The organism is Hydrogenophaga taeniospiralis, from assembly GCF_020510445.1.
Classification (GTDB): domain Bacteria; phylum Pseudomonadota; class Gammaproteobacteria; order Burkholderiales; family Burkholderiaceae_C; genus Hydrogenophaga.
The window spans coordinates 4,579,139-4,602,992 of record NZ_JAHBAG010000001.1; the positions used below are offsets into that span (position 1 = coordinate 4,579,139).

Sequence of the window (23,854 nt, forward strand, 5' to 3'; positions counted from 1 at the left end):
GGCCGCGGCCCACCCGCCACGGCCGTGACCGGGGTCGCGAGCTATTGGCGCCGCAGGTGGCGGCGAACCGTGTCCGCGGCCGGCTCCAGCCACCGCGCCTGCTGGCGCAGGGCATCCGCGTCGTTCTCGCGACCGGCGATCTCCATGGCCTCGAAGACCCGCCCCAGTCCGACGGCGCCCAGGGCGAGCGTGGAGGTCCTGAGCCGGTGGGCCACCAGACCGGCGGCGCGCCAGTCTTCGGAGGCGATGGCGCGGCCGATGTCCTCCAGGGCCTGGTCCAGGCTGTCGAGGTAGCGCTGGCACAGGTCCAGCTGGAAGGCATCGTCCGGCCCCACCAGACGCGTCAACGCGCTGTCGTCGAACCCGTGCGGCGCCGCATCGCCCCGGGGGGCCGGCACCGCAGCCGCTTCGGGCGGAGGCGGTGTGGTCATGGCGACCGGCCCGGCCCCGGTTTTCCCACGCCCCAGCCAATGCCGCAGGGTGTCGTTCAAGACGTCCAGCGCAACCGGCTTGCTCATGCAGGCGTCCATGCCCACCTCGCGGCAGCGCGCCGCGTCCATCCCCAGCACGTTGGCCGTGGAGGCGATGATCGGCAGGCGCTGGCCGGTGGGCTCTTCGCGCCGGATCGCCGCAGCGAGCGCAAACCCGTCGAGGCCCGGCATGTGCAGGTCGGTCAGCAGCAGCCCGTAGCGCCCGGGAGCGGCGCGCCAGCAGTCCAGCGCGTCCTGGCCACTGGCCACCAGCTCCGAAGCGAGCCCGAGCAATTCGAGCTGGTGCCGGATCACTTTGCGGTTGATCGCATTGTCTTCGGCCACCAGAATCAGGCACCCCTGCGCGGCCGCCTGCGCCGGGTCGGGCACCGCGGGCGCCTGGGCGTTCTGTGGGGGTTCGGCGTCCATGGGCAGGGCGCTGGCCCGTCCGGCGGCCATGGCCACGGCCAGCAGCAGTTCGTCGCGGTGCACGCCGCCGACTTCGAGTTCCACCACGGTGGGCTGCACGAAACGCGGCGCGCCCCGCTCGGCGTGGCGCACGAGCACCGTGCGCAGTCCCGGCGGCAGACTCTGCCCCTGGCTCTGCAGCAGGCGCTGGCGCTCCACCGACAGGATCAGCACCGTGGTGCCAGCGCTGGGCTCCACCGGTGCGTTCGTCACCGGCAGCGCCTCGCCCCGACTGACCACCGCACCGGCCGCGCTCAGGTAGGTGGCCCAGTCCTGCACCAGCGCCTCGTCGTCGAGCACCAGCACGCATTCCAGCCCGTCCAGATCGTGCGGCACGGGCGCCGGGCGTTCGACCCCGTGGGCAGGCAGGGGCAGCTCCACACTGAAGCTGCTGCCCACACCGGGGGTGCTCGCCACCCGGATGCGTCCGCCCATGGCATCCACCAGCCGCTGGCAGATCACCAGCCCCAGGCCGGTGCCACCGTAGGTGCGCGAGGTGGAGCTTTCCCCTTGCTCGAAGGGCTGGAAGATGCGCGCCTGCACCTCGGGCGACATGCCGATGCCGTTGTCCGACACGTCCAGCCGCAGGCCGCCACCGGCCAGCGGCAGCAGGCGCAGCGCCACCCGGCCCGGGCGGTCCTGTCCGGCGGAGAACTTGATGGCGTTGCCCACCAGGTTGATGATGACCTGGCGCACCCGGGCCGCGTCCCCGATCAGTGCCGCGGGCAGGGCCGGGTCGGCGAACACATGCAGCCGCACACCCTGCACCAGGGCCATCGGGTGCACCACGTCGCAGGCCCCCTCGGCCAGGCGCAGCAGGTTCATCGGGGCCTGCTCCAGCACCATGCGGCCCGCTTCGATCTTGGAGTAGTTGAGGATGTCGTCGATGATGGACAGCAGCGCGAAGGCCGACTCGCGGATCGTGCCGGTGAGCTCCATCTGGTGCGGGTTCAGGCTGGAGCGCATCAACACGTCGGCCACGCCGATCACCCCGTTCATGGGGGTGCGGATTTCGTGGCTCATGGTGGCCAGGAAATCGCTCTTGGCGGTGCTCGCCGCTTCCGCCGCGCGCCGGGCCCGCTCCAGCTCGTCGGTGCGCTGCGCCACCAGATCCTCCAGGTGGTGTCGGTAGCGGTTGAGGTCTTCGCCCATGCGCCGCTTCTCGGTGATGTCTTCCTTCACCGCCAGGTAGTGGGTGACCCGGCCGTCGGGCGCGCGCACCGGCGAGATGGTGGCGAACTCGATGTAGAGGCTGCCGTCCTTGCGCCGGTTGTTCAGAAACCCCCGCCAGGAGCGGCCGGCGATGAGGTGGGCCCACAGCTTGCGGTGGCGCGTCATGGGCGTGAGGCCCGACTGCAACATGCGTGAGTTGCGCCCGATCAGCTCCTCGCGCGAGTAGCCCGAGGACGTGATCGCGGCCTGGTTGACGTATTCGATGTTGGCCGCCAGATCGGTGATGACGATGGCCTCGGACGCCTGTTCGGCGGCCAGCGAGAGGCGCCGCAGCCGGGCCGATTCTTCGCGCCGGCGGCCCACGTCACGCAACACGCGGATCTGCCGGCCATCGGCCAGCGTGCGGGCGGTGTCTTCCAAATAGCGCAGGCTCCCGTCCGGGTGCAGGTAATCCCATTCAAGGCCCTGAGCGTCGCCGGCCAGCAGGTGGCGCGCGGTCTCTTCCGACACGGCGAGGTTGAACAGCTCGGCCATGGGCCGGTGGACCAAGGCGCTGCGCGGCAGGCCCAGCAGCTGTTCGGCCCGCGGGTTGGCCTCCAGCACCCGGTGCCCGGCATCGACCAGCAGCACACCGTCGGGCAGGTGCCGGAACAGCAGATCGTCCAGGCCCTGTGTCTGCGCACGGTCGGTGACGTCGAGCATCACGCCCTGGATCAGCGGAACGCTTGCGTCGCCCGAGAGCCGCACGATGCGGATCGCGTCTTCGATATGCCGCCAGCGGCCCGCGGCGTCGCGCAGGCGGTACCGCAGTTCAAACGGCTGGCCCCGCGCCACACCTCGGGCGTGTTCGCCGAGCACACGCTCGCGGTCGTCCGGGTGCAGGGCCTGCAGCCAGGCGTCGGGCCGGGCGATCCACTCTTCGGCGGTGTAGCCCAGCTCCCGGATGCGCGAGCTGACGTACAACGTGGAACTGGCTTCGTCGAGCGCGGCGCGGTAGACGATGCCGGGCATCTGCTCGGCCAGTTCGCGGAAGTCGTTCTCGCGCTCGCGCGCGTACATGCGCTGACGCAGGGTGGCCAGACGGTGCTCGACCGCCAGCGCCAGATCCACCAGCAGCGTGCGCTCGTCCGCGTTCAGGGTGCGGGGCTGGCGATCAACCACGAACAGGGTACCCACCACGTGCGCGTCGACCCGGATCGGCACGCCGGCGTAGAAACGCACCCGGTGGTGCCCGGTCACCAGGGGGTGTTCGGCGCAGTCCGGGTCCAGGGCCGCATCGGACACCACGAACACGCCGTTGTGCCGGAGGGTCTGGCCGCAAAAGACCAGGAAGTCGGTGGTCTGGCGCAGTTCCAGACCAAACGCGGCCTTGAGCCACTGGCGGTCTTCGCTCACCAGGCTGATGGCCGAGATCGGACAACGGAAGGCACGCGCGGCCATGCGCACGAGGTCGTCGAGTGTGGTGTCCGACGCGGTGTCCAGTTCGGCCAGCGAGCGCAGGGCCTGCAGGCGGGACCATTCATCGGCAGGGGCGTTGACGGTGATGACGGGGTGCTTGGGCATCGAAGGGAAGAATATCCGTCCAGGGGCTTCGATAACCGGAAAGGCTTCATCGCACCGGGGCCATGGCCCGCACTGTGCATCAAGCGCGGTGCTGTTTTTGGTGAGATATTCACGAAAAAAACGAGCCCTTGGCGCGAACCGTGCGGTTTCGCACCAAAGTGCCATTTCAGAGCGGCCGGCGCCGTCAGTCCTCTTCGCCCGGCTCGGCGTGGAACGCGGCCAGCCCCTGGTCCAGCAAGGCGTGCAGCGCGATCACGGTGGCCAGGCCGAGTTTTTGATTCAGCGCCAGCTGCGCGGCCTTCCACTGGCGCTGCGCCAGACGGCGGACCTCGCGCCCGGCGTCGGTGATGTGGATGAGGCGGCCGCGCGCGTCGGCGCCCTCGCCCATTTCCATCCAGCCCGCGGCCACCAGAGGCCGCAGGTTGCGCGTGAGCGTGGAGGCGCCCATCTCCATGCGGCGCGCCAGTTCGCCCGGTGCCAGCGGCCCGAGCTTGTCCACATGGGCCAGCAGCGAATACTGTGTGATCTTGAGGCCGGCCCGCGCCAGGTGCTGGTCGTAGTGCTGCGTGACACGGCGCGTGAGCTGGCGCAGCTTGAGGTTGGTGCAACCCAGGGGCTTGACCTCGGAAGCAACAGGGTATGACGCGGTGGCGACAGGTGACATGGTTCTGATTGTATCTACAATCGTTGCATATACAACTTTCTTGAGGAAATCCCCATGAACAAGCCCGACATGCTGGAAACCTGGCTGGCCGAAGAACAGGAGGTGCTGCGGCGCCTGGACGCCGGGCCCGGCCCTGGCGTGGCACGCCCGGACCAGGTGGCCGGCATGAGCGGCATGGACCTGATGCACGCCATGCTGCGCGGCGACCTCCCCTATGCCGCCATCGCGAAAACGCTGGACTTCCTGGTGATCGACGTCGGCGACGGCAGCGCCATCTTTCAGGGGACGCCCGGCCCGCAGCATCTCAACCCCATGGGCACGGTGCACGGTGGCTGGTTCGCCACCCTGCTCGACTCGGCGCTGGGCTGCTCGGTGCACACCCGCATGCCCGCCGGGCGCGGCTACACCACGGCCGAGCTCAGCGTGAACATCGTGCGCGCGCTCACGCCCAAAGTGCCCCGTGTGCGCGCCATCGGCCGCGTGATCCACTGTGGGCGCCAGCTCGCCACCGCCGACGCGCAACTGATCGGCCCGGACGGCACGCTCTACGCCCATGCCACGACGACCTGCCTGGTCTTCGACATGCCGTCAAAATAGCCCTCATGCGACTACTCCACACCATGCTGCGCGTGGGCAACCTCCAGCGCTCGATCGACTTCTACACCCAGGTGCTCGGCATGCAGCTGCTGCGCACGTCGGAAAACCCCGAGTACCAATACTCGCTGGCCTTCGTGGGCTACGAGGGCAACCCGGCGCAGGCCGAGATCGAACTCACCTACAACTGGGGCACCGAGAGTTACGAACTCGGCACGGCGTACGGCCACATCGCTCTGGGTGTGCCCGATGCCTACGCGGCCTGCGAAAAGATCAAGGCCGCGGGCGGCAACGTGACGCGCGAGGCCGGCCCGGTCAAGGGCGGCAGCACCGTCATTGCCTTCGTGACGGACCCCGATGGCTACAAGATCGAACTGATCCAGCGGGCGGAGCACGCCAGCGGCCAGGGCTTGCGCTGAACTGAAAAACCCAGAAAGTCAAAAGCCCGGCAATGCCGGGCCTTTGATGGGGGCCGAGCGCCCGACGTTCAGTCGGCGATCGTCACGTCCACCCGGCGCGCTTCCGCGTCGTTGCCCGAACCGGTGCTTTCTTCAGGCTTCCTGAGTTCCAGCGCCATCGAGGACACGCCCGCGCCGACCAGCGCGTCGCGCACCGCCAGCGCGCGGCGCTTGGCCAGGGCGGCGTTCGTGACGGGGTTGCCGGTGGCATCGTGGAAGCCCGACAGCACCAGGCGCTTGCCGGACTTGGCCGCGGCGATCGCGTCTTCCAGCGCGTCCAGTGCGCCCGGGGCCAGATCGGCCTGACCGGAGGCAAAGTAGAAACTGACCACGCCGTTTTCCACCACCACGCTGGCGTCATCGTTGCGGCTCATGACGGGCGCGGGGGCGGTAGCCGCGACGGGCGCAGTGGCCACGGGGGCGGCCGCCACTGCGGTGGTACCGGCCCCGGGGGATGCCACCGGCACAGCGGCGGCCACGGTCGCCGCGCTGGCACCGCGCACCTGGTGGATGGCCACGCCAACCGCCACACCCAGCGCCATCACCATGGCGACAATCAGCACCGCGGCCACCACGAGGGCGTCCTGATCGTTATCCTGGGAAGACATGGGCAACACTCCGTGAAGAATAATGGGCGACGAACAACGGACAACCCGCAGGCGACCGGTCCGAAAAGTGACTGAAAACGACCGACGCAAACAACCCCGGATTGTAGATGGCTGCCCTCGAAACCCACCCCGCCACCTTTCGTCCCCGCCACGCCCGCCCACCCACCTGGGACCCTGCCCAGCGCGATGGCGCGCAGATGATGCGCGACACGCTGGCGCAGTGGCGCGCCCAGGGACCGCGGCCCGATCTGTGGGTGTTTGGGTACGCCTCGCTGGTGTGGCGGCCCGAGTTCGACGCCGCCGAACAGCGCCTGGCCCGGGTGCACGGCTACCACCGCAGCCTGCAGATGTGGAGCCGCGTGAACCGCGGCACACCCGAGCGCCCGGGGCTGGTGTTCGCGCTGATGGCCGGCGGCAGTTGCAGCGGGCTGGCGCTGCGCGTGCCCCACGAGCGGGTGGAGGCGCTCATGCCCACGCTCTGGGCCCGTGAAATGCCCAACCCGGTGTACGACCCGAAGTGGCTGCTGTGCCAGACCGCACAGGGCCCGGTGCACGCGCTGGCGTTCACCCTCTCGCGCCACAGCCCCAACTACACCGGCGCGCTCGGCGCCGAGCGCTACCGCGAGATCTTCACCCACTCGGTGGGTCGCTACGGCAGCACGCTGGACTATGCGCGCCAGACATGGCACGGCCTGCGCGCGCACGGCATCGAAGACCGCGCACTGGAAAAACTGCTGCGGCTGGTGGACGATGATTCTTCACCCCCGCGCTCCGCCGCTGCGCGGGTCGCTGTACCCTGACCCAACTCCTATACTGGCCGCATGAACATCGCCGATCTCCGCAAAAGCTATGAAAAGGCCGAACTCAGCGAGTCGGCCTCGCACGCCGACCCGCTCAAGCAGTTCGACCAATGGCTCACCGAGGCCATCCACAGCGAAGTGCCCGAACCCAACGCCATGACGCTGGCCACCGTGGGTTCGGACCTGCGGCCGAGCACGCGCGTGGTGCTGATCAAGGGCTACGACGCACAGGGCATCGTCTGGTACACCAACTACGCCAGCCGCAAAGGCCAGGAGCTGGCGGGCAACCCGTTCGCCGCGCTGCAGTTCCACTGGGTCGAGCTGGAGCGGGTGGTGCGCATCGAGGGCGTGGTGGAAAAGGTCAGTGCCGAAGAGAGCGACGAATACTTCCGCAGCCGCCCGCTGGACAGCCGCATTGGCGCCTGGGCCAGTCCACAAAGCGAGGTGATCGAAAGCCGCACGGTGCTGGTGGCGAATGCGGCGAAATACGGCGCGCAGTTCCTGCTGAATCCACCGCGCCCGCCGCACTGGGGCGGCTACCGGCTCAAGCCCGACAACTGGCAGTTCTGGCAAGGCCGCAAAAGCCGGCTGCACGACCGGCTGCGCTACACGGCGCAGTCCGATGGAAGCTGGCTGAGGGAGCGGCTGGCGCCTTGAGGCCAGCGTGTCGGCGTGGCGCCCTCAGAAGCGCTGGATCGCCTGCCCCGACACGCCCGCCAGCGCCTTTGGCGTCACCCGGCCCGGCGCGATCTCGTGCAGCGGCACCAGCACAAACGCGCGCTGCATCATGCGCGGGTGTGGCACGGTCAGCGCCGGCGAGTCGATGCGTGCGCTGCCGTACAGCAGCAGGTCCAGGTCCAGCGTGCGCGGCGCGTTGCGGTAGGGGCGTTCGCGGCCCGCAGCGTCTTCGATGGCTTGCAGTGCCGCCAGCAGCGCGGGTGCGGTAAGCGGGGTGCTCACTTCGGCCACCGCGTTGATGTAATCGGGCCCGCTCGATTCGATGGGCGCGGTGCGGTAGAGGCTGGAGGCCTGGACGAGACGCACGGCCGGGGTGTGCGCCAGCGCGTTCAGCGCGTCGCGCACCGTCCGCGCGGCGTCCCCCAGATTGGCACCCAGGGCCACGTAGGCCGTGACGGGTTCACGGAGCGGGGTGTCGCGCGGCATGGCTGTGGGCGGGCCGGTGCGGCCCGGCTTCAGTCGATGATGGCGCCGCCACCGTCCGGGCCTTCGCCGCCTTGCCCACCATCGGCACGGCCTGCGCCACCGGGCTTGCGACGCCGCCGGCGCCGCTTCTTGGCCGGGGCCGTGCCATCGGCAGGCGCCGCGCCGTCGGTAGCATCGGAGGCCGAGCCGTCTTCTTCAACGCCGTCCCCGTCCTCGCCACCATCGGCGGCGCGAAAACGGGGGTCGGGTGCCGGGGCGTTGGCCGGATGGTCCCCGTCGCTGCGCTTCACGCGCCGGGCCTTGCCCGGACCGGGTTTGGCCAGGTTCTCGCGGCGCTGTGCGTCCACCATGTCTTCGCGCACCTCGTCGCTGGCCATGCTGAAAGTTTCCCACCAGTGGGCCAGCTCTTCCTCCACCTCGCCCACCTGCGCGCGCAGGCGCAGAAAATCGAAACCGGCGCGAAAACGCGGCTGGTCCACCAGGCTGAACGGCGAGGTGCCCACGCGCTTGTCAAAACGCGGCTGCATCATCCAGATCTCGCGCATGTCCGCGCCGAGCTTGCCGCGGCCGGAGACGTCGCCGATGCGCGCCTCGAAGGCGTCGTCCACCGCGTCCTGCAAGGCCGCCACCGGCGCCATGGGGCGCTGGCCCGGGCGGGTCTGCAGGCGCTGGCTCCAGCCTTTGCGCACGTCGGCCCACAACACGCAGGCCAGCAGGAAACTGGGCGCCACCGGTTTGCCCTCGCCCACGCGGCGGTCGGTGTCCTGCAGCGCCAGCTTGACGAACGGTTCGTCGGCGCGCTGCACCACCACGTCAAGCAGCGGGTAGATGCCGGTGCCCAGGCCAGTGGCCTTGAGCTGCTCCACGCTGGCCAGCGAGTGGCCGGTCTGCAGCAGCTTGAGCATTTCGTCGAACAAGCGGCTTTGCGGCACATCGGCCAGCAGATTGCGCGACGAGGCCAGCGGCTCCAGGGTCTTGGCGTCGAACTTGAAACCCAGACCGCTGAGCTTGGCCGCGAAACGCACGGCGCGGATGATGCGCACCGGGTCTTCGCGGTAGCGCGTGGCGGCGTCGCCGATCATGCGCAGGGTCTTCTTCTTCGCATCGCGGATGCCATGGTGAAAATCGACCACGGTCTGCGTTTCCGGATCGTAGTACATGGCGTTGATGCTGAAGTCGCGCCGGGCCGCGTCGTGCTCGATCGGGCCCCAGACGTTGTCGCGCAGCACGCGCCCGCTGGCGTCCACCGCGTGCTTCATGCCGGCGAGTTCGCCCTTGCTGGTGCGCTCGTTGCCCTTGACCTGCTCGGCATCCGCGCTGTCGAGGTAGGCGCGAAAGGTCGAGACCTCGATCATTTCGTGTTCACGACCGCGGCCGTAGATCACGTGCACGATGCGAAAGCGCCGGCCGATGATGAAGGCGCGGCGGAACAGGCCCTTGACCTGCTCGGGCGTGGCGCTGGTGGCCACGTCGAAGTCTTTCGGGCGCAGGCCCAGCAGCAGGTCGCGCACGGCGCCCCCCACGAGGTAGGCCTCGAAACCGGCCTGCTTGAGGGTGTGCACCACGTCCAGCGCGCGCTGGTCGACCAGGCTTCGGTCGATGCCGTGCACCGCCACCGGCACGTCTTCGCGTTTGCCAAAGGGGTTGGCGCGGCGCGCGGAGGTGCTGTCGGTCTTGCCCAGCAGCCTGTTGATGAATTTCTTGATCATTCGAATAGGTTCAATATGCGCCAGCCCCGTTCAAGGGCGATGGCCTGGAGCCGGGCGTCCGGGTTGGTGGCCACGGGCTCGTGCACTTTTTCCAGCAGCGGCAGGTCGTTGATGGAGTCGCTGTAGAAAGTACTGTGCGCCACGCTGGCCCAGGAAAAGCCTCGCGCGGACAGCCATTGTTCCACACGCGCCACCTTGCCCTCGCGAAACGAGGGCACACCCCGGATCTCACCGGTGGGCTCGCCCTGGGGGTCGCACTCCAGGTCGATCGCGATCAGTTCGTCCACGCCAAAGGCCTGGGCGATGGGGCGGGTGACGAATTCGTTGGTCGCGGTGACGATCACCACCGCGTCGCCCGCCGCCTGGTGCGCGCGCAGCAGGGCCAGCGCCGGCTCGCTCATCGCGGGCCGGATCACCTCCTGCATGAAACGCTGGTGCGCGGCATGGGCACGCGCCATGCCGTGCTCACGCAGGGCCCCGGTGGCAAAGCGGATGTATTCGGCGATGTCCAGCGTGCCGGCCTTGTACTGCTCGTAGAAAGCGTCGTTGGCGCGGGTGTGGCTTTCGGCGTCGCGCCAGCCCAGCGAGACCGTGAACTGGCCCCAGGCGTGGTCGGAGTCGAGCGGAATCAGCGTGTGGTCCAGGTCAAACAGCGCGAGCCGCAGCCCTGCGGAGGATGGCTCGCCGGGCGTCCGCCCGGCGGTCGTCGTGTCGGTCATTCGTTTTCCAGCATGGACTTGATCAGCGGAATGGTGATGGCGCGCTGGGTGCGCAAGGCATAAGCGTCGAGCTGGTCGAGCAGCATCATCAGGCTGGAGAGATCGCGCGAGAAGCGGGTGAGCATGAAATCCATCACCTCGTCGCCCAGGAACACGCCGCGTTCGTCGGCGGCGCGGCGCAACACGGCGCGGCGCTCGGTTTCGCCCAGCGCGTGCAACTGGAACACGTGGCCCCAGCCCAGGCGGGTGCGCAGGTCCTCGCGCAACTGCAGATCGGCCGGGGGCCGGTCCGCCGCCGCCAGCACCCAGCGCGCGGGGCCATGGGCCGGGCTCTGCGCATTGACGAACCAGTTGAACGCCGCGGCCTGCTGCTCGGCGGTGTAGATCTGGCAATCGTCGAACAGCACGGCGTCCCAGTGTTCGTCGTATTCGACGGGGTGCAGCGTGGTCGCGTCGATCCAGCCCACCCGGCTGCCGTGGTCGCGCAAGGCCTCGCGCACCGCGCGCAGCAGGTGCGACTTGCCGCTGCCGCCCTCGCCCCACAGGAAGGTGGGCACGGGCGAGCGCATGGGGTTGCCGGCCCACAGCCGCAAATGCTCCAGCGCAGCCTCGTTGCCCGCGGCCACGAAATTGCTCAGCGTGGACACCGGCGCCAGGCCGATGTCCAGCGCCATCTGTTTCATGGGCGGCTGCTTGCCTGTGCTCATGCCAGGTCGTCCTGCGCGGGGGCGGCTTGCGCGGGCGACGCCGGGCGCGAGCCTTCCAGATACAGACCACTGCTCATGTAGCCGCCTTTGGCGCGCCGCATGGCCACCAGCAGCACCGCGCTGACCGGCAGCGCCACCAGAATGCCCACGAAGCCGAACAGGTGGCCAAAGGCCATCAGCGCGAAGATCACGGCGATGGGGTGCAGGCCGATGCGCTCGCCCAGCAGTCGGGGCGTGACGTACATGCTCTCGACCACCTGCCCCACCGTGTAGACCAGAGCCACCAGGGCCACGCCCGTGAGCGCCTGGAACTGCAGCACCGCGGCCAGCAGCCCCAGCACCAGGCCCAGACCAAAGCCCAGGTAGGGCACGAACACCGCCAGCCCGGTGAACACACCGATCGGCAGCGCGAGTTTCAGGCCCACCAGCGCCAGCCCCACGGTGTAGAACACCGCGAGCACGCCCATGACCAGCAACTGGCCACGCAGGTACTGACCCAGCACGCCGTCGGTCTCGTCCAGAAAGCTCTGCACGCTGGCGCGCCAGCGCGGCGGGATCAGCCCTTTGCTGCGCTCCACCAGATTCGTCCAGTCCAGCAGCAGGTAGTAGGCCACGATGGGCGCCAGGATCAGGTTGCCGAACACCGCCGCCAGCGCGCTGCCGCCGATGCGCAGCGACGACAGCAAGCCGTCGATGAGTTCGCCCTCGTGGCCGCTGATGAGCTTTTGCATCCACCCGCGCACCAGCGTCACGTCCACCTGCAGCTCGATGCCGAAGCGCGCCAGCAGCGGCACCAGCCGGGTGTTGACGCTATCGAACAAGGCGGGCACCTGCTCGCGCAGCAGCGGCACCTGCTTGGTGATCACCGGCACGATCAGCAGCAGCACCGCCACCAGCACCAGCGAGAGCAGCGAGATCGCCAGGCCCGCACCCAGCCAGCGCGGAATGCGCCGCGCTTTCAGCCGCTCCACCAGCGGGTGCAGCGCATAGGCCAGCACGGCGGCCAGCAGAAATGGCATGAGCACCGGCGCCAGCAGCGACAGCAGCAGCCAGATCACGAGCGCAATAAGGCCCCAAGTGGCGGCGCGGATCTGGTTCGGTGTGAAGGTCATGGACAGCAACGTCGGGGTGAACGACCGGGCCGCGGAGGCAAACCCTTAAAATCTGGGGCAAATTCTAGTCCGCCGCCTCTTGCGGCACCGCAACCGCCCGCCAGACACCGCCGCCCATTCCATCTGGCGGGGCGCCCACCGCCCGATCCGACCGCTCACACGACACCCCCGGCCTCACCGCCGGCACCCGCACCCCATGACCTCCAGCACCACCCCCCTCTCCTACAAAGACGCCGGCGTTGACATCGACGCGGGCGACGCGCTCGTTGAACGCATCAAACCCCTGGCGAAGAAGACCATGCGCGAAGGCGTGCTCGCCGGCATCGGCGGCTTCGGCGCGCTGTTCGAAGTGCCCAAGCGCTACCAGGAGCCGGTGCTGGTCTCCGGCACCGATGGCGTGGGCACCAAGCTCAAGCTGGCCTTCGAATGGAACATGCACGACACGGTGGGCATCGACCTGGTGGGCATGAGCGTGAACGACGTGCTGGTGCAGGGCGCCGAGCCGCTGTTCTTCCTGGACTACTTCGCCTGCGGCAAGCTCGACGTGGACACCGCCGCGGCCGTGGTCGGCGGCATCGCCAAGGGCTGCGAACTCTCGGGCTGCGCGCTGATCGGCGGCGAAACCGCGGAAATGCCCGGCATGTACCCGGCCGGCGAATACGACCTGGCCGGCTTCTGCGTCGGCGCGGTCGAGAAAAGCAAGATCCTCACCGGCCAGAACGTGAAGCCCGGCGACGTGGTGCTGGGCCTGGCCTCGCACGGCGTGCATTCCAACGGTTTCTCGCTGGTGCGCAAGTGCATCGAACGCGCCGGCAGCGAGCTGCCCGCCACGCTGGACGGCCAGCCCTTCAAACAGGCCATCATGGCCCCCACCCGTCTGTACGTGAAAAACGTGCTGGCCACGCTGGCCAAACACCCGGTGAAGGCGCTGGCCCACATCACTGGCGGCGGCCTGCTGGAGAACATCCCCCGCGTGCTGCCCGAGGGCACGGCCGCCCACCTGAAGAAGGGCAGCTGGCCGCAGACCGAGCTGTTCGCCTGGCTGCAAAAAACCGCCGGCATCGACGACATCGAGATGAACCGCACCTTCAACAACGGCATCGGCATGGTGGTGGTGATCGCCGCCGAGGAAGCCGCCGCCTGCGCGGCCACGCTGCGCGAGCTGGGTGAGACGGTGTATCAGATCGGCGTGATCGCCGCCAAGGGCGAGGGCGCGGCCGTCACGGTCAACTGAAGCCCCTCCGCTTTGCATTCAGGAAGGCCCGGCAACGGGCCTTCGCCGTTTCCGGGCCCCAATCCCCGCCTCTGTTTCCAGCGCTGTCAGGTCTGACAGGGGCCGGCTCGGCCGCATGCACGCTTTCGATCTACATTCGGCGCGCGCACCCCACGGTTGACAGCGTGCGAGGGCATGTCAACAGAACAAGAAAAATACATCTAAAGATTTATTATTAGAATCAGAATTGGGACTTAATTGGCCTTGGTTTAAAACAAAAATGCCAACCAAGGCGATTCGGTCAATCCAACAAAAACGCTCAGGGAAACATACATGCCATCGTCCGATCTGGGGTTCCTGTCATCGCCCCCGACCTGCAGCCCATTCAATCTGGGCGACGACTACTTCACCAACTTCGCCATCAATTCGGTGGTGTCGGACGCTCTCACGGCCATCCTGCCCGAGCGCTATGTGAACGCCCTGCAGGACGCCACCTTCTTCTGCAATCTGAAGAAGTTCATCCTCTACGACGCCATCCTGGACAAGTGGATGTTCTTCGTGGTGAACAACCTGGCCAAGGTGATCATGGCCGCGTCCGTCGCCTTCGTCACCGTCTGGGTGCTGCTGGCCGGCCTGCGGATCATGACCGGAAGCCAGCGCGAACCCATCGTCCAGCTGCTGTTGCGCGGGGCCAAGATCGTCCTGGTGATGTCGCTCATTTCGGCCCTGACCAAAAACACCGACACCGTGATCCACACGGTTCTGGGGCTGGAACGGTCGATCACCCAGATCGTCACGGGTTCGAGCCTCACGGTGGACCGCCTCATCGACATGAACCTGGCCATCGGGCAGTTCATGAACATGGTGGTGGAAGACGTGACCAATTCGGTGGCCGACCAGAGCAGCCGGCGCGGTTCGTTCACGGTGTTCGCCGGCGCGCTGGGGCAGACGGGTCCGGCCATCCTGACGTCCATGCTGGTGATGCTCTCGCAGATCGCGATCTGTTTTGCCCTGATGCTCGCGCCCCTGTTCCTGTTTTTCCTGCTGTTCAAAGGCACCACATCGCTGTTCTGGGGTTGGCTCAAGTTTCTGTTCTCGACGTTTCTCGCGCTGGCTTTCCTGTCCATCGTGTCCACGATCGCCATGTCATCGACCGTCAGCTACGGGCTCATGATCGCCTTGTCCTCCGTGCTCAACAGCGCGGCCGATGCGGGGGGAACGCTGGGGACCATCGCGGAAGTCGCCATCCGCTTCCTCACGGGCAACCTCACACTGGGCACCGCCGCCCGGGTGGACCTGGGCGGCGCGGCCACCAACCTCGCGGGCATGGGTGCCCTCTTCGCCCTGCTCATCGTGGCCACCCCCCCGCTGATCATGCAGCTCTTCAATGCGTCCATGGGCTACGCCTCCAACCTCACCGGGGCCATGGGCATGCCACGCGCGGGCCTGGGCGGCGGCTACGCGGGAGCGGGAGCGGGCCAACAACCCGGCTACAGCCCCGCCGCACTGGGCCACCAGGGGGCGGCAGCGACCTCCGGCAACCAGAACCACGCCAGCGAGTCCGACCACAGTTTCTCGGGCACCATGACCCGCCAACTCCTCAACCACGCGAACGGGTCGAACCGAAACGGTGGCACCGAGGCGGCCACATTGCCCGCTATCTCGACCAGTGGCACACGAGGCCAGCTGTCCCCTGAATATGCCAACGGTCACAGCAGCCCGGGAACCGCCAGGCTTCCCGCTGGCGCCATGGGCAGCCATGCGAACCCTTCGGCGACCGGAGTCGGCAACACAGGCCAGGCCACGGCGGCCAACCCGGATACCCCCAGGCTTTCCGGCAGCCACGCAGAGAACGCATCGAACAGCCCCCCCGGCGCGGGAGAAACCGCCGATGCCCGGCACACGGTTTCCGACGCCAAGATCATCAAAGAGTATGGCCAGCGCAGCGGGCAGATGGCCACACAGGACCTGTTGAATCACTCACGTGCCAACAACCCGCCCCGCACGCAAGGATTGCGAGAGCACGTTGCATTCCCCTTCGGCAACAGGCCCTCCGGCCGCGGAACGGCCCACGGTCCACAGAACCCGCCCAACGATTGAAAGGATGGTTTCAATGCACCCCAAGATGCCCGGTTTCAAAAAGCCCTTTTTTCGGCCCTGGCTTGTCGCCTGTTTTCTGGGAGTGCTCATGAGCACACAAAACGCCTGCAGCGAAGACCGCATTGTTTTTCATGGCTTCTCATACAACCCGGCGGTCGACAGCCCGGACATCGAATTGCTCGATTGCCTGTATGGAGAAACCCTGGGGACGCACACGGCCCACGAAGTGCAGACGGGGCAAGCCCGCCGGGGCGAGTGTTTCAACGGCGCCGGAAAAATCCTCCTGGGGGATTCCCTGTACGTCAAATGGCGCGACAAAAACACGCAGAAGGTTTACGAAGACCGGGTGGACCTCCGAAGCCGGTTGCCATCGCCCAAGGAGATGCACAAGCAGGATATCTACTTCCTGATCGACAACAACCAGCTGTATGTGTATCTGATCCCGGACCGGGATTGGGATACCAAACGCAATCACCGACCGGCCGACAAGCCCGCCAATGGGCCGGATGGGCTGGAGTACCTGGACGTCAAGACCCTCTACCCGGACAACGCCCCACCCAAAGTCCGGGGAGGCTGGCCCAGCGCGAGAGCGGCGCGCGAAGCCGCTGAGCGGGGCAAACCATGACCGAGGTCGTCAAGCAGCTCAACGAGGCCGAGCTCGCCCGGATGTCTGCCCAGGCGCAGGGCATCGCTCAGAGTGCGGCGCCCAAACTGGCGCTTGGCAACGGCGAACAATTCGTGTTCGTGGCGCACTTTGACGGCACCAACAACGACAAGGACAACCTGGCGCTCTCGGGCAACCCGCAGCCCACCAACGTGGCGGAGTTGTATGAGCAGATGAAGCCAAACGAAAAGGGGAATCCGAACTTCCGCACGGTGTATTACCCTGGCGTCGGCACCGATCCGGGTGCCAAGGGCTACCACGACGTCCTGAGACCTACCGCAGACATGCAGGACACTGCGCAAAAGGCTTACGACAAGTTTCAAGATCAAGCCACCATATGGCTGCGCGGCCACCCCCAAGCCAATCCTACCGAATCCCTGCAAGTCATGGCCACCGGCTTCAGCCGGGGCGGAGGCACAGCGGCGGTGTTCAGCCAGTTGCTCTATGAACGTGGCCTGAGCGATCCAAATACCGGCAAGATGCTGGTACCGCCGGGGCAACTGGGTCTGGCCGGGGCCATGGTCCTCGACCCGGTGACCACAGGTTACGAGGGCAACACGGCGTTCTCGCCGGCCTCGAAAAACGTCACCGTCGTGCGCGCCCAGAACGAATACCGCACCTGGTTCAAGGGCGTGGACCACGGCGGCCACCCCGGCGTGAACACGGTTGACATCACCGGCAACCACTGCAACATCGGCGGTGGCTACGACCGGGGCATCGGCGCCCACGTGCTCGAAGCCTCCACCGAGTGGTTCAGGAAAACCGGGGTGCCCATCAGCGACGTGCCCGCCGCCAAACGCCACGACGGCAGCGCCACCGTCTACCACGAGCGCGACATCCCCAAAACCGACGAAGCCATCCAGATCAGCCACCACCCGGCCATGCGCACGCTGCTCCCCAAAGCCAGCGTGATCGCCGAGGCGGCGGCGCGAAACGCCGACTACCCCGTCACCCACGACCCGCGCAAAGGGCTCGATGCCCCGCGCCAGCTGGACCCTTCGGCCCATCCGGAGCGCCAGAGGGCCGACGGCTGGAGCCGCTTCAACGGCGCGCAGGGCGCGGTCTGGCGCAAGGACTACACATCAGACAAGGGCGTACCGCTGCGCGCCGTGGTGATCGAGCGCGACCCACCCGGCACGCAGAACGACCGGGTGGACATGGTGCTGATGCGCCGCGACGGCCCAGGCCAGCTGCTGATGGACAAACGCCTGCCAGCGGGCAGCGGCACGGCACTGCGCGACTCACTGGACCAGCGCCTGGACCCCATCAAAGTGCAGGCGGCACCAGCGCGCCAGGGCCCCAGCGCCGAACAACACAGCCAGGCCCAGCACTTCAAAGACCAGCTTGGCCCCCGGCTGGCGCAACTGGGCATGAATGAACAACAGATCGACACCCTGTCGGCTGCGGCGGCCAAGGAGCAAACCCGGTACGCCGCTCAGGGTGAGGCGCAGGACTTCTACCTCAGCAAGGACGGCAACACCATCGCCATGCGCCAGGACTTGGCACCGCTGCGCGAGTTCAGCGTCGCGCAGGCCCTGGGCCAAAGCGAACAAGCGCACTGGCGCGAGGCAAACGCATTGTCCCGGAATGAGGTCGATCCGCCCACCCGAATGGCCGATTCTTCCATGCAGCAAGAACCCTCCGCACTGGTTCGTGCGTGAGGGGAGCGAATTCGGGCCCGGGGTGCGAAACCCGCCACTCTGTTATCCATCACTTTTTCACGCAAGGGAGTTTTCCATGACATTCAAAACCATCAACCTCAACCGTCGACACTTTGCATTGACCGCCCTGGGTGGATTCACCGCCCTTTCTCTGGCTGCCTGCGGTGGAGGCGGTGGTGACGGCAACGAAACATCCACCATCAATCTGCGGGCGGCTTTTGACAAGATTCAGTACCGAATGACCAAGGATGAGGTTAGGGCTATTGTTGGAAGACATGAAGACGATGAAAACGGAGTTAGTTGGACCGAAGGCAACCAACAACTTATTGTGACCTTTGCAACCAACGATCAGATGGTGGCTGGCGCCAATAGAGTCAGGTGGTTTTCAGGCTCAACTCAGCTGGACCGATCGTTAGATCTAGGAGAATAAATAATGAAAATATCAGCCTTTACAGCACTTCTAATATGCTGCACAAATGCATCAGCCCAATGGGCTGTCTATGACGAAAAGGTCTTCACCGAAGTTGAAAAAGCCACAAAGGAGCTCATCAAGATCAATAACATTAAAAAACTAGATACCGATCACACCACACTCGACAAAACCTACAAAAGCGAATTAAGCACCGCCACCGACAAGCCTCAGGACCTGACCTTGGGCGAAGGAGCCAACAAGGCGGTGATCAAGGGCCTGGACACCAAGTTTGAAGACCTGACTGACCTGACGCCCGAAGAGAAAGCCAAATACATTGGCAGCGCGGAAGACTGCGGAGAAGAGCAGACCAACCCCAACATGTACAAAGCCTGCGTGGGCCTGCGCAATTTGCGGATTCAAACCCTCAAATCAACCCAGCAAGCACTGCGCAACCTCTACGACAAGCGCAAACAAATCGGGAACTTGGTCGAGAAATCACGCACCGTCACGGGCGACGAAATCGCCTCCGGCGTCATGCAGCGCTACCACTTCGAGCTGCAGAGCCTGCAGGCGCTGATGCAGGCCGACACCGACCAGATTCGCCTGGTGATGGAAGGCTACCGCTACCGCGAGAAGCTGTACGAGGTGCAGCAGGCCGAGGCCCAGCGCGGCATGCTCAGCCGGGGCGCCAGGTTCGACAAGTCGGGCAAGGCGATCGTGAGCAAACCGCTGCCGTTCTTCCCGCCGCCCTCGGTGCTCTACAAGCCCAGTTGAACGGCGATGCTGGCTGAAACATTGCAGCGGTGGCTGGGGACGGCATGGCGGCGCTGGCCTTCCTGGAAAACGGTGCGAACGTGGTGGATTCGCCTTTGCCTGGGGGTCGCGGCACTGGCCTGCGCTTTCATCACCTTTCGGCTGTGGCACTGGTGGCCAGACAGCCTGATGCCGCTTCAATGGGCCTACATGATCAAGAAGGGGAATGGCTCTGCCACCCTGGGCAACAAGCATCAGGTGTTCTGCCTGCTCCCGGCGGGGACCAGCCCCGACGCGATCACCGCCTATCTGACGCCGGAAATGAAGAGCGATCTGGATTTCTGGGTGGGGCTGACCGCCCGCCCCGCCTCGGGCGAATGGTGGTTGGCCGTCCAGCGCGAGCACGGCGAAAGGAGCTTGCACCGCATGTCGGGGCAGTTCCGTCCTGGCATCACCGAGCCCCTCTGTGCCAACGGCCAGCGACTGACCGTGTATGGGCTGGCGTCCACCCCCAGCGCGCAGCATCCGACGGGGCAGACGTTTCAGGTACGGGTTTTGGCGCCTTGAGCGCTGGTTTTTTTACGCGATGGACAGCGCATCGCATGCCCAGGATGAGATGGACGATGAACGATATGCACCGAAAGAACGGCCAGGGCCTGGCCACACCGCGAAAGCGCGCATCCCGGCCGCGCGCAACCGCGGTGGCCTTGTCGCTCTGCGCCAGCCTGCTGCTCGGCGGCTGCATGGCGCCGGCCCATATCGCCACGGAACTGGAGAAGTCCGGCAACGACAAGGCCCTCAAGGGCGGCATGGCGGTCCTGAGGCAACACATTCAGACGCTGCAGGACAAGGGCGACCCGTTGGGCGACTATTTCTACGCGCTGGGCAACTCGGACGGCTGGATCAAGGACGTGAGCGATCCCCAGGCGATCACGGAACTGTTCGAGAAGGCCGCGGCCAGGGGTTCGATGGACGCGAAGATTCTGCTGGCGCTGCAGAAGGCCGGCGGCGATCCCAAACCCGGAGCGTTGGATACCTCCCATGGGCCAAGCGGGAACCTGCTCGCCTGGGAAGCCGGTTTGGCAGAGTTGCTGCCCCTGTTGCAGAAACAGTGTTACGCCCGCCGACTGGTGATCGGCGGGCCAGTGCTCGGCGAGGCACGTCCCCGGGTTCGTTATTACTCCATCGCCTACTATGTTTGGCCTGAGTTTCGGGACGGCTATTACCGCTACAACCCCGACGGAACGCGAACGCTGCTCAAGGACGCCGAACGCCAGAAGCGCTGGGAAGACATCGACGACAAATGCGACCGACCACAAAACGAGTGGCTGGACACCCTCTACCAAAGAGGGTGAGCGATGGACACCAGCGCACAACCCACCGGTCCAAGCCACAAGCCTCTCAACCGCCTGGACGCGCGAGTGGCCATGGCCTTGTCGTTCTGGGCGTACCCGCACCAGAACGTGGAAGAGGCCAGAAAAATCGTTGAATACCCGGAACCCTGGTCCTATGCGACTCCCGGCAGAGATCTGCCTCCTGACTGGCCCACCGCCCAATACGACGCCAGCGGCCAACTGACCCAGGAAGGCTGGAACACCCAGCACAACGCCGAGGGCGAACTGGAGAACCAGTTCAAGGTCTCCATTAACCGCAAGACCCACGAAATCACCTTCGATTTCAAAGGCTCGGACGCCTGGAGCAACTGGAAATCCGACCTGGGCAACGCCGGTGCCAGCGAGTTCGCCAAGATTGAGGCCAAGGCACAGGCTGCCTATGAAGCCCTCAAAAACGACGAACGGTTCAAAGACTACCGTTTCGCCGCCACCGGCCACAGCTTGGGCGGTGGCATGGCGCAGAGCTTTGCGCTGAAGAACAAGCTCGACGCCTACGCCTACAACAGCCTGCCCATCGCGCGCGACACCGTGCACGGCGACTACTTCAAGGATGTGGGCGGCTTCGATGCGGCGCTGGAGCGCTACAAGGCCGCCGGCCGGCAGGTGCACGACGTGCGCACCCCCAACGACATCGCGACCTACACCTTCGACGGCGTGATGAACAACCGGTACCTCAGCGGCCACGTCGGCCCGGGCCCGACCCAACTGCCGGGCTCGTCTCTGCCGACCGTGCTCAAAACCGCGCTCATGCTCAGTGGCTCGGGCACGCTGGTGGCGGGCGCGGTCATGGGCCAGGACCACGCCAACCAGGCGCTGTTTGATGCCCAACAAGGCCTGTCGGTCGATGCCCAGGGCCGCTACCGCATTCCCGAAGGCCATGCCGACTTCGCCCGTGTGCCGCCCGAAGCGCGCAAGCTGTTTGCCAGGCTCGGCGAATCCCCGGTGATCAAAGCCAGTTGCGTGGCCGTCAGCGACGACGTGTCGCCGTTCGACCGGTTTCACGTCCGGCACGAAGATGGCAGTCAGGAGCACATCGCGGTGAATCCGCGTTCGGGTGACATCGAGATCCACCACCACGACAGGAACGGCCAACGTTCGCTGATCGAGATGAACGGTCGCCGTGCCCAGCCGGCCCGGGTCACCGAGTTCGACGCCGAGGGCAAGCCCATCAAGACCGAAACGGTGGCCATGCGCGAACAGGCTCCCGAGCCAGAAACCACCGGCACGACGCGCGTCGCCCGGGCCGACGAGGCGCAAGGCACCGGTGCGGCGCAAAGCCTGCGACCCGAGCAGCAAGCGCAATTCCTGATGGCGTATCGCCAGACCGGGGACGCCCTGCAGCGCTTGGGCCTGAGCACCACGCAGGTGGGCCAGGTCTGTGCCGCGGCGGTGACGCACTGCACCCGCCACGGCCATATGGGGGCGCCCGAGCAGTTTTACCTGAGCCGGGACGGCCAGCGTCTGGCGGTGATGCACCAGAGCCAGCAGCTCAGCGAGATGGCGGTTGCGCCGGCCCTGCACCAGAGCGCCTGGGCGCATTTCAGCGAGGCAGCACAGATCCGTGCGCAGGTCCATGCAGGGGATGTGGCGCCGTCCTCGCTGCAGCTCGCAGCGCATCCGGCCACCTCCCCCAGCGCTTCCAGGGCCATGGCCTGAAGTGTCCGGAAAATTCCGCCGTATGGCGATCATCATGGCCAACTGATGGACAATGCCCATGTCCTGAAATGATCGGTTCTTGTCTGGCCGCGAGCAGACGCCAGCGCCGGCCATCGGCATGATCAAGGCTTCAACAACCCCGACGGAGCCCCCCATGAAAACCGCCCTGCTGGTCATCGACGTGCAAGAGTCCTTCCGCCACCGCCCCTCCTTCACCGAACGGGATCTGCCCGCCTACCTGGCCGCGCAGAACGCGCTGATCACCGGCGCACAAGCCGCGGGCATGCCCATCGTGCGCATCTTCCACGTGGAAGGCCCGCAAGTTCCGCAGAACCCCTTTTCGCTGGAATCCGGCGCCGTGCGCCCGCTGGATGGCTTGGCCCCGTTCGAGGCCGCGGCGACCTTCCACAAGTCGCGCCACAGCGCGCTGGTGGGCACCGGGCTGGAGGTGTGGCTGAACCGCAATGCCATCCAGCGCCTGATCGTCAGCGGCATCCGCACCGAACAGTGCTGCGAAACCACCACCCGGCACGCCTCCGATCTGGGTTACACGGTGGACTTCGTGACCGATGCCACGCTGACCTTTGACATGGTGCAACCCGACGGCACGCCACTGAATGCAGCCGACATCACGGCCCGCACGGCCACGGTGCTGAAAGACCGCTTTGCGCGCCTGTGCACGCCCGCGCAAGCGCTGGAACCGGCATGAACGCCCCCGCCCTCGACAGGTTCGCAGCGCCAGACCTGGCCAGCATGGCGCTCGCCGGGCGCACGGCCCGGCAGATGGCGCCCCGGTGGACCCGCGCATGACCCAAGGCCCAGAGCCCATCCAGGTGGCGTTCGTGCTCATGCCGGACAGCCTCATCCTCGACTGGGCCGGCCCCGCCGAGGCGCTGCGCATCGCCAACCAGTGCCTGCGCGCGGCCGGCAAGCCCGATGCGTTCGAGCTGCGGTTCATCGGGCCCGAGAGCCAGACGAGCAGCTCGGTGGGCGCCACGATCAGCCAGATCGGACCCTTGCCGCCCGGCCTGCCCGAGCCGGCCTGGGTGGTGCTGGTGGGACAACCGGGGCGAACCGTCGATGTGGACAGCGACAGCGCACGCCAGCTCATCCGCTGGCTGCGCGACCTCGAGCTGGCGCCGGACCGGCTGGAGCTGCTCACCGTGTGCGCGGGCGCCCTGCTGGCCGCGCACGCCGGGCTGCTGGACGGGCATCGGGCCACCACCCACCACGAGCACCTGGACGAATTGCACGCCGTGGCGCCCCGCTGCGAGACGGTGTCGAACCGGGTGTTCGTGGTCGATGGAGCGGTGTGCAGCAGCGCGGGCGTGACCACCGGCATCGACCTGTTCCTGCACCGCATCGCCGACCTGTGCGGGCCGGCCCTGGCGGCCCAGGTCGCGCAGACCATGGTGGTGGCGCTGCGGCGCGGGCCCAACGACCCCGAACTCTCGCCCTTCCTGCGATTTCGCGCCCACCTGCATCCGGCCATCCACCGGGTGCAGGACGCCATCGGCCAGCGGCCGCAGGCCGACTGGTCGCTGCAGCACATGGCGGACGTGGCCTGCACCTCGCCGCGCCACCTCGCGCGCCTGTTCATCACCCACGCGGGCATTGCCCCGCTGGCCTACCTGCGCAGCATCCGGCTTGATCTGGCCGACGCCGCGCTGCGATCGGGCCACAGCGTCACGCTGGCGGCCGAACTCGCCGGCTTCAGCTCCGACACCCAGCTGCGCCGCACCTGGCACCAGCTCGGCAAGGCGGGCTCACCGGCGCACCGCGGGCACTGACG

At 66.8% G+C, this 23,854-nt stretch carries 23 protein-coding genes; 15 read left to right on the top strand and 8 right to left on the bottom strand.

Features of this window, described 5'->3' with window-relative positions; translation table 11 throughout:
* Nucleotides 1-41: 41 nt before the first annotated feature.
* Both KIH07_RS21970 and KIH07_RS21975 read right to left on the bottom strand, forming a co-directional pair.
* Complete coding sequence (locus KIH07_RS21970) at nucleotides 42-3,674, bottom strand: PAS domain S-box protein (RefSeq protein ID WP_226493995.1); 3,633 nt, start codon at nucleotides 3,672-3,674, stop codon at nucleotides 42-44.
* A 184-nt stretch (nucleotides 3,675-3,858) separates the two neighbouring features.
* On the bottom strand, nucleotides 3,859-4,338 hold the full coding sequence (locus KIH07_RS21975) for a MarR family winged helix-turn-helix transcriptional regulator (RefSeq protein ID WP_226493996.1): 480 nt from the start codon (nucleotides 4,336-4,338) through the stop codon (nucleotides 3,859-3,861).
* A 54-nt stretch (nucleotides 4,339-4,392) separates the two neighbouring features.
* On the opposite strand from KIH07_RS21975, the gene KIH07_RS21980 reads away from it, so the two are divergent.
* Together KIH07_RS21980 and gloA are read left to right on the top strand one after the other, a co-directional pair.
* The gene (locus KIH07_RS21980; RefSeq protein WP_226493997.1) at nucleotides 4,393-4,935 is read left to right on the top strand and encodes a PaaI family thioesterase; all 543 of its coding nucleotides are present in this window, start codon (nucleotides 4,393-4,395) and stop codon (nucleotides 4,933-4,935) included.
* Between the two features lie 5 nt (nucleotides 4,936-4,940).
* Nucleotides 4,941-5,351, top strand: coding sequence for a lactoylglutathione lyase (gene gloA / locus KIH07_RS21985; protein WP_226493998.1), 411 nt, complete (start codon nucleotides 4,941-4,943; stop codon nucleotides 5,349-5,351).
* A 68-nt stretch (nucleotides 5,352-5,419) separates the two neighbouring features.
* Here gloA and KIH07_RS21990 read toward each other — a convergent pair whose 3' ends face one another.
* The gene (locus tag KIH07_RS21990; protein WP_226493999.1) at nucleotides 5,420-5,998 is read right to left on the bottom strand and encodes an OmpA family protein; all 579 of its coding nucleotides are present in this window, start codon (nucleotides 5,996-5,998) and stop codon (nucleotides 5,420-5,422) included.
* Nucleotides 5,999-6,105: 107 nt separating this feature from the next.
* On the opposite strand from KIH07_RS21990, the gene KIH07_RS21995 reads away from it, so the two are divergent.
* Both KIH07_RS21995 and pdxH read left to right on the top strand, forming a co-directional pair.
* Nucleotides 6,106-6,798 (top strand): gamma-glutamylcyclotransferase, encoded by a 693-nt coding sequence (locus KIH07_RS21995; protein ID WP_226494000.1) that lies wholly within the window; start codon nucleotides 6,106-6,108, stop codon nucleotides 6,796-6,798.
* A 21-nt stretch (nucleotides 6,799-6,819) separates the two neighbouring features.
* Nucleotides 6,820-7,455 carry a pyridoxamine 5'-phosphate oxidase gene (gene pdxH, locus KIH07_RS22000; protein ID WP_226494001.1) on the top strand — a complete coding sequence of 212 codons (636 nt, stop codon included), beginning with the start codon at nucleotides 6,820-6,822 and terminating at the stop codon, nucleotides 7,453-7,455.
* A gap of 24 nt (nucleotides 7,456-7,479) precedes the next feature.
* On the opposite strand, the gene folK is transcribed toward pdxH, so the two are convergent.
* From folK to KIH07_RS22025, 5 genes are read right to left on the bottom strand one after another with little or no spacing between them, the layout of a single operon-like run.
* Entirely contained in the window at nucleotides 7,480-7,962 is a 483-nt protein-coding gene (gene folK / locus KIH07_RS22005) for a 2-amino-4-hydroxy-6-hydroxymethyldihydropteridine diphosphokinase (protein WP_226494002.1), read from the bottom strand.
* 29 nt (nucleotides 7,963-7,991) lie between these two features.
* On the bottom strand, nucleotides 7,992-9,671 hold the full coding sequence (pcnB, locus tag KIH07_RS22010) for a polynucleotide adenylyltransferase PcnB (RefSeq protein WP_226494003.1): 1,680 nt from the start codon (nucleotides 9,669-9,671) through the stop codon (nucleotides 7,992-7,994).
* Nucleotides 9,668-10,390: an HAD family hydrolase gene (locus tag KIH07_RS22015; RefSeq protein ID WP_226494004.1), complete on the bottom strand. Its 723-nt coding sequence runs from the start codon at nucleotides 10,388-10,390 to the stop codon at nucleotides 9,668-9,670. Before KIH07_RS22015 ends, pcnB begins: the two co-directional genes overlap by 4 nt.
* Nucleotides 10,387-11,073: a DnaA regulatory inactivator Hda gene (gene hda / locus KIH07_RS22020; protein WP_226494791.1), complete on the bottom strand. Its 687-nt coding sequence runs from the start codon at nucleotides 11,071-11,073 to the stop codon at nucleotides 10,387-10,389. Before hda ends, KIH07_RS22015 begins: the two co-directional genes overlap by 4 nt.
* Before the next feature lie 20 nt (nucleotides 11,074-11,093).
* The gene (locus tag KIH07_RS22025; protein ID WP_226494005.1) at nucleotides 11,094-12,209 is read right to left on the bottom strand and encodes an AI-2E family transporter; all 1,116 of its coding nucleotides are present in this window, start codon (nucleotides 12,207-12,209) and stop codon (nucleotides 11,094-11,096) included.
* 196 nt (nucleotides 12,210-12,405) lie between these two features.
* Between KIH07_RS22025 and purM the strand changes: the two genes are divergently transcribed.
* From purM to KIH07_RS22080, 11 genes are all read left to right on the top strand, one after another.
* On the top strand, nucleotides 12,406-13,443 hold the full coding sequence (purM, locus tag KIH07_RS22030; RefSeq protein WP_226494006.1) for a phosphoribosylformylglycinamidine cyclo-ligase: 1,038 nt from the start codon (nucleotides 12,406-12,408) through the stop codon (nucleotides 13,441-13,443).
* 312 nt (nucleotides 13,444-13,755) lie between these two features.
* Nucleotides 13,756-15,522, top strand: coding sequence for a type IV secretion system protein (locus KIH07_RS22035; RefSeq protein WP_226494007.1), 1,767 nt, complete (start codon nucleotides 13,756-13,758; stop codon nucleotides 15,520-15,522).
* A 13-nt stretch (nucleotides 15,523-15,535) separates the two neighbouring features.
* Nucleotides 15,536-16,147 carry a hypothetical protein gene (locus tag KIH07_RS22040; protein ID WP_226494008.1) on the top strand — a complete coding sequence of 204 codons (612 nt, stop codon included), beginning with the start codon at nucleotides 15,536-15,538 and terminating at the stop codon, nucleotides 16,145-16,147.
* Nucleotides 16,144-17,847 (top strand): phospholipase effector Tle1 domain-containing protein, encoded by a 1,704-nt coding sequence (locus KIH07_RS22045; protein ID WP_226494009.1) that lies wholly within the window; start codon nucleotides 16,144-16,146, stop codon nucleotides 17,845-17,847. Before KIH07_RS22040 ends, KIH07_RS22045 begins: the two co-directional genes overlap by 4 nt.
* A gap of 76 nt (nucleotides 17,848-17,923) precedes the next feature.
* Nucleotides 17,924-18,277 carry a hypothetical protein gene (locus tag KIH07_RS22050; RefSeq protein WP_226494010.1) on the top strand — a complete coding sequence of 118 codons (354 nt, stop codon included), beginning with the start codon at nucleotides 17,924-17,926 and terminating at the stop codon, nucleotides 18,275-18,277.
* A 3-nt stretch (nucleotides 18,278-18,280) separates the two neighbouring features.
* Entirely contained in the window at nucleotides 18,281-19,033 is a 753-nt protein-coding gene (locus tag KIH07_RS22055; RefSeq protein ID WP_226494011.1) for a hypothetical protein, read from the top strand.
* Nucleotides 19,034-19,039: 6 nt separating this feature from the next.
* Nucleotides 19,040-19,579 (top strand): hypothetical protein, encoded by a 540-nt coding sequence (locus tag KIH07_RS22060; protein ID WP_226494012.1) that lies wholly within the window; start codon nucleotides 19,040-19,042, stop codon nucleotides 19,577-19,579.
* Between the two features lie 56 nt (nucleotides 19,580-19,635).
* Nucleotides 19,636-20,367: a hypothetical protein gene (locus KIH07_RS22065; RefSeq protein ID WP_226494013.1), complete on the top strand. Its 732-nt coding sequence runs from the start codon at nucleotides 19,636-19,638 to the stop codon at nucleotides 20,365-20,367.
* Between the two features lie 3 nt (nucleotides 20,368-20,370).
* Nucleotides 20,371-22,062 carry a hypothetical protein gene (locus tag KIH07_RS22070; protein ID WP_226494014.1) on the top strand — a complete coding sequence of 564 codons (1,692 nt, stop codon included), beginning with the start codon at nucleotides 20,371-20,373 and terminating at the stop codon, nucleotides 22,060-22,062.
* A gap of 154 nt (nucleotides 22,063-22,216) precedes the next feature.
* Nucleotides 22,217-22,771 carry a cysteine hydrolase family protein gene (locus tag KIH07_RS22075; RefSeq protein ID WP_226494015.1) on the top strand — a complete coding sequence of 185 codons (555 nt, stop codon included), beginning with the start codon at nucleotides 22,217-22,219 and terminating at the stop codon, nucleotides 22,769-22,771.
* Between the two features lie 97 nt (nucleotides 22,772-22,868).
* On the top strand, nucleotides 22,869-23,852 hold the full coding sequence (locus tag KIH07_RS22080) for a GlxA family transcriptional regulator (RefSeq protein ID WP_226494016.1): 984 nt from the start codon (nucleotides 22,869-22,871) through the stop codon (nucleotides 23,850-23,852).
* The last annotated feature ends 2 nt before the right edge of the window (nucleotides 23,853-23,854 follow it).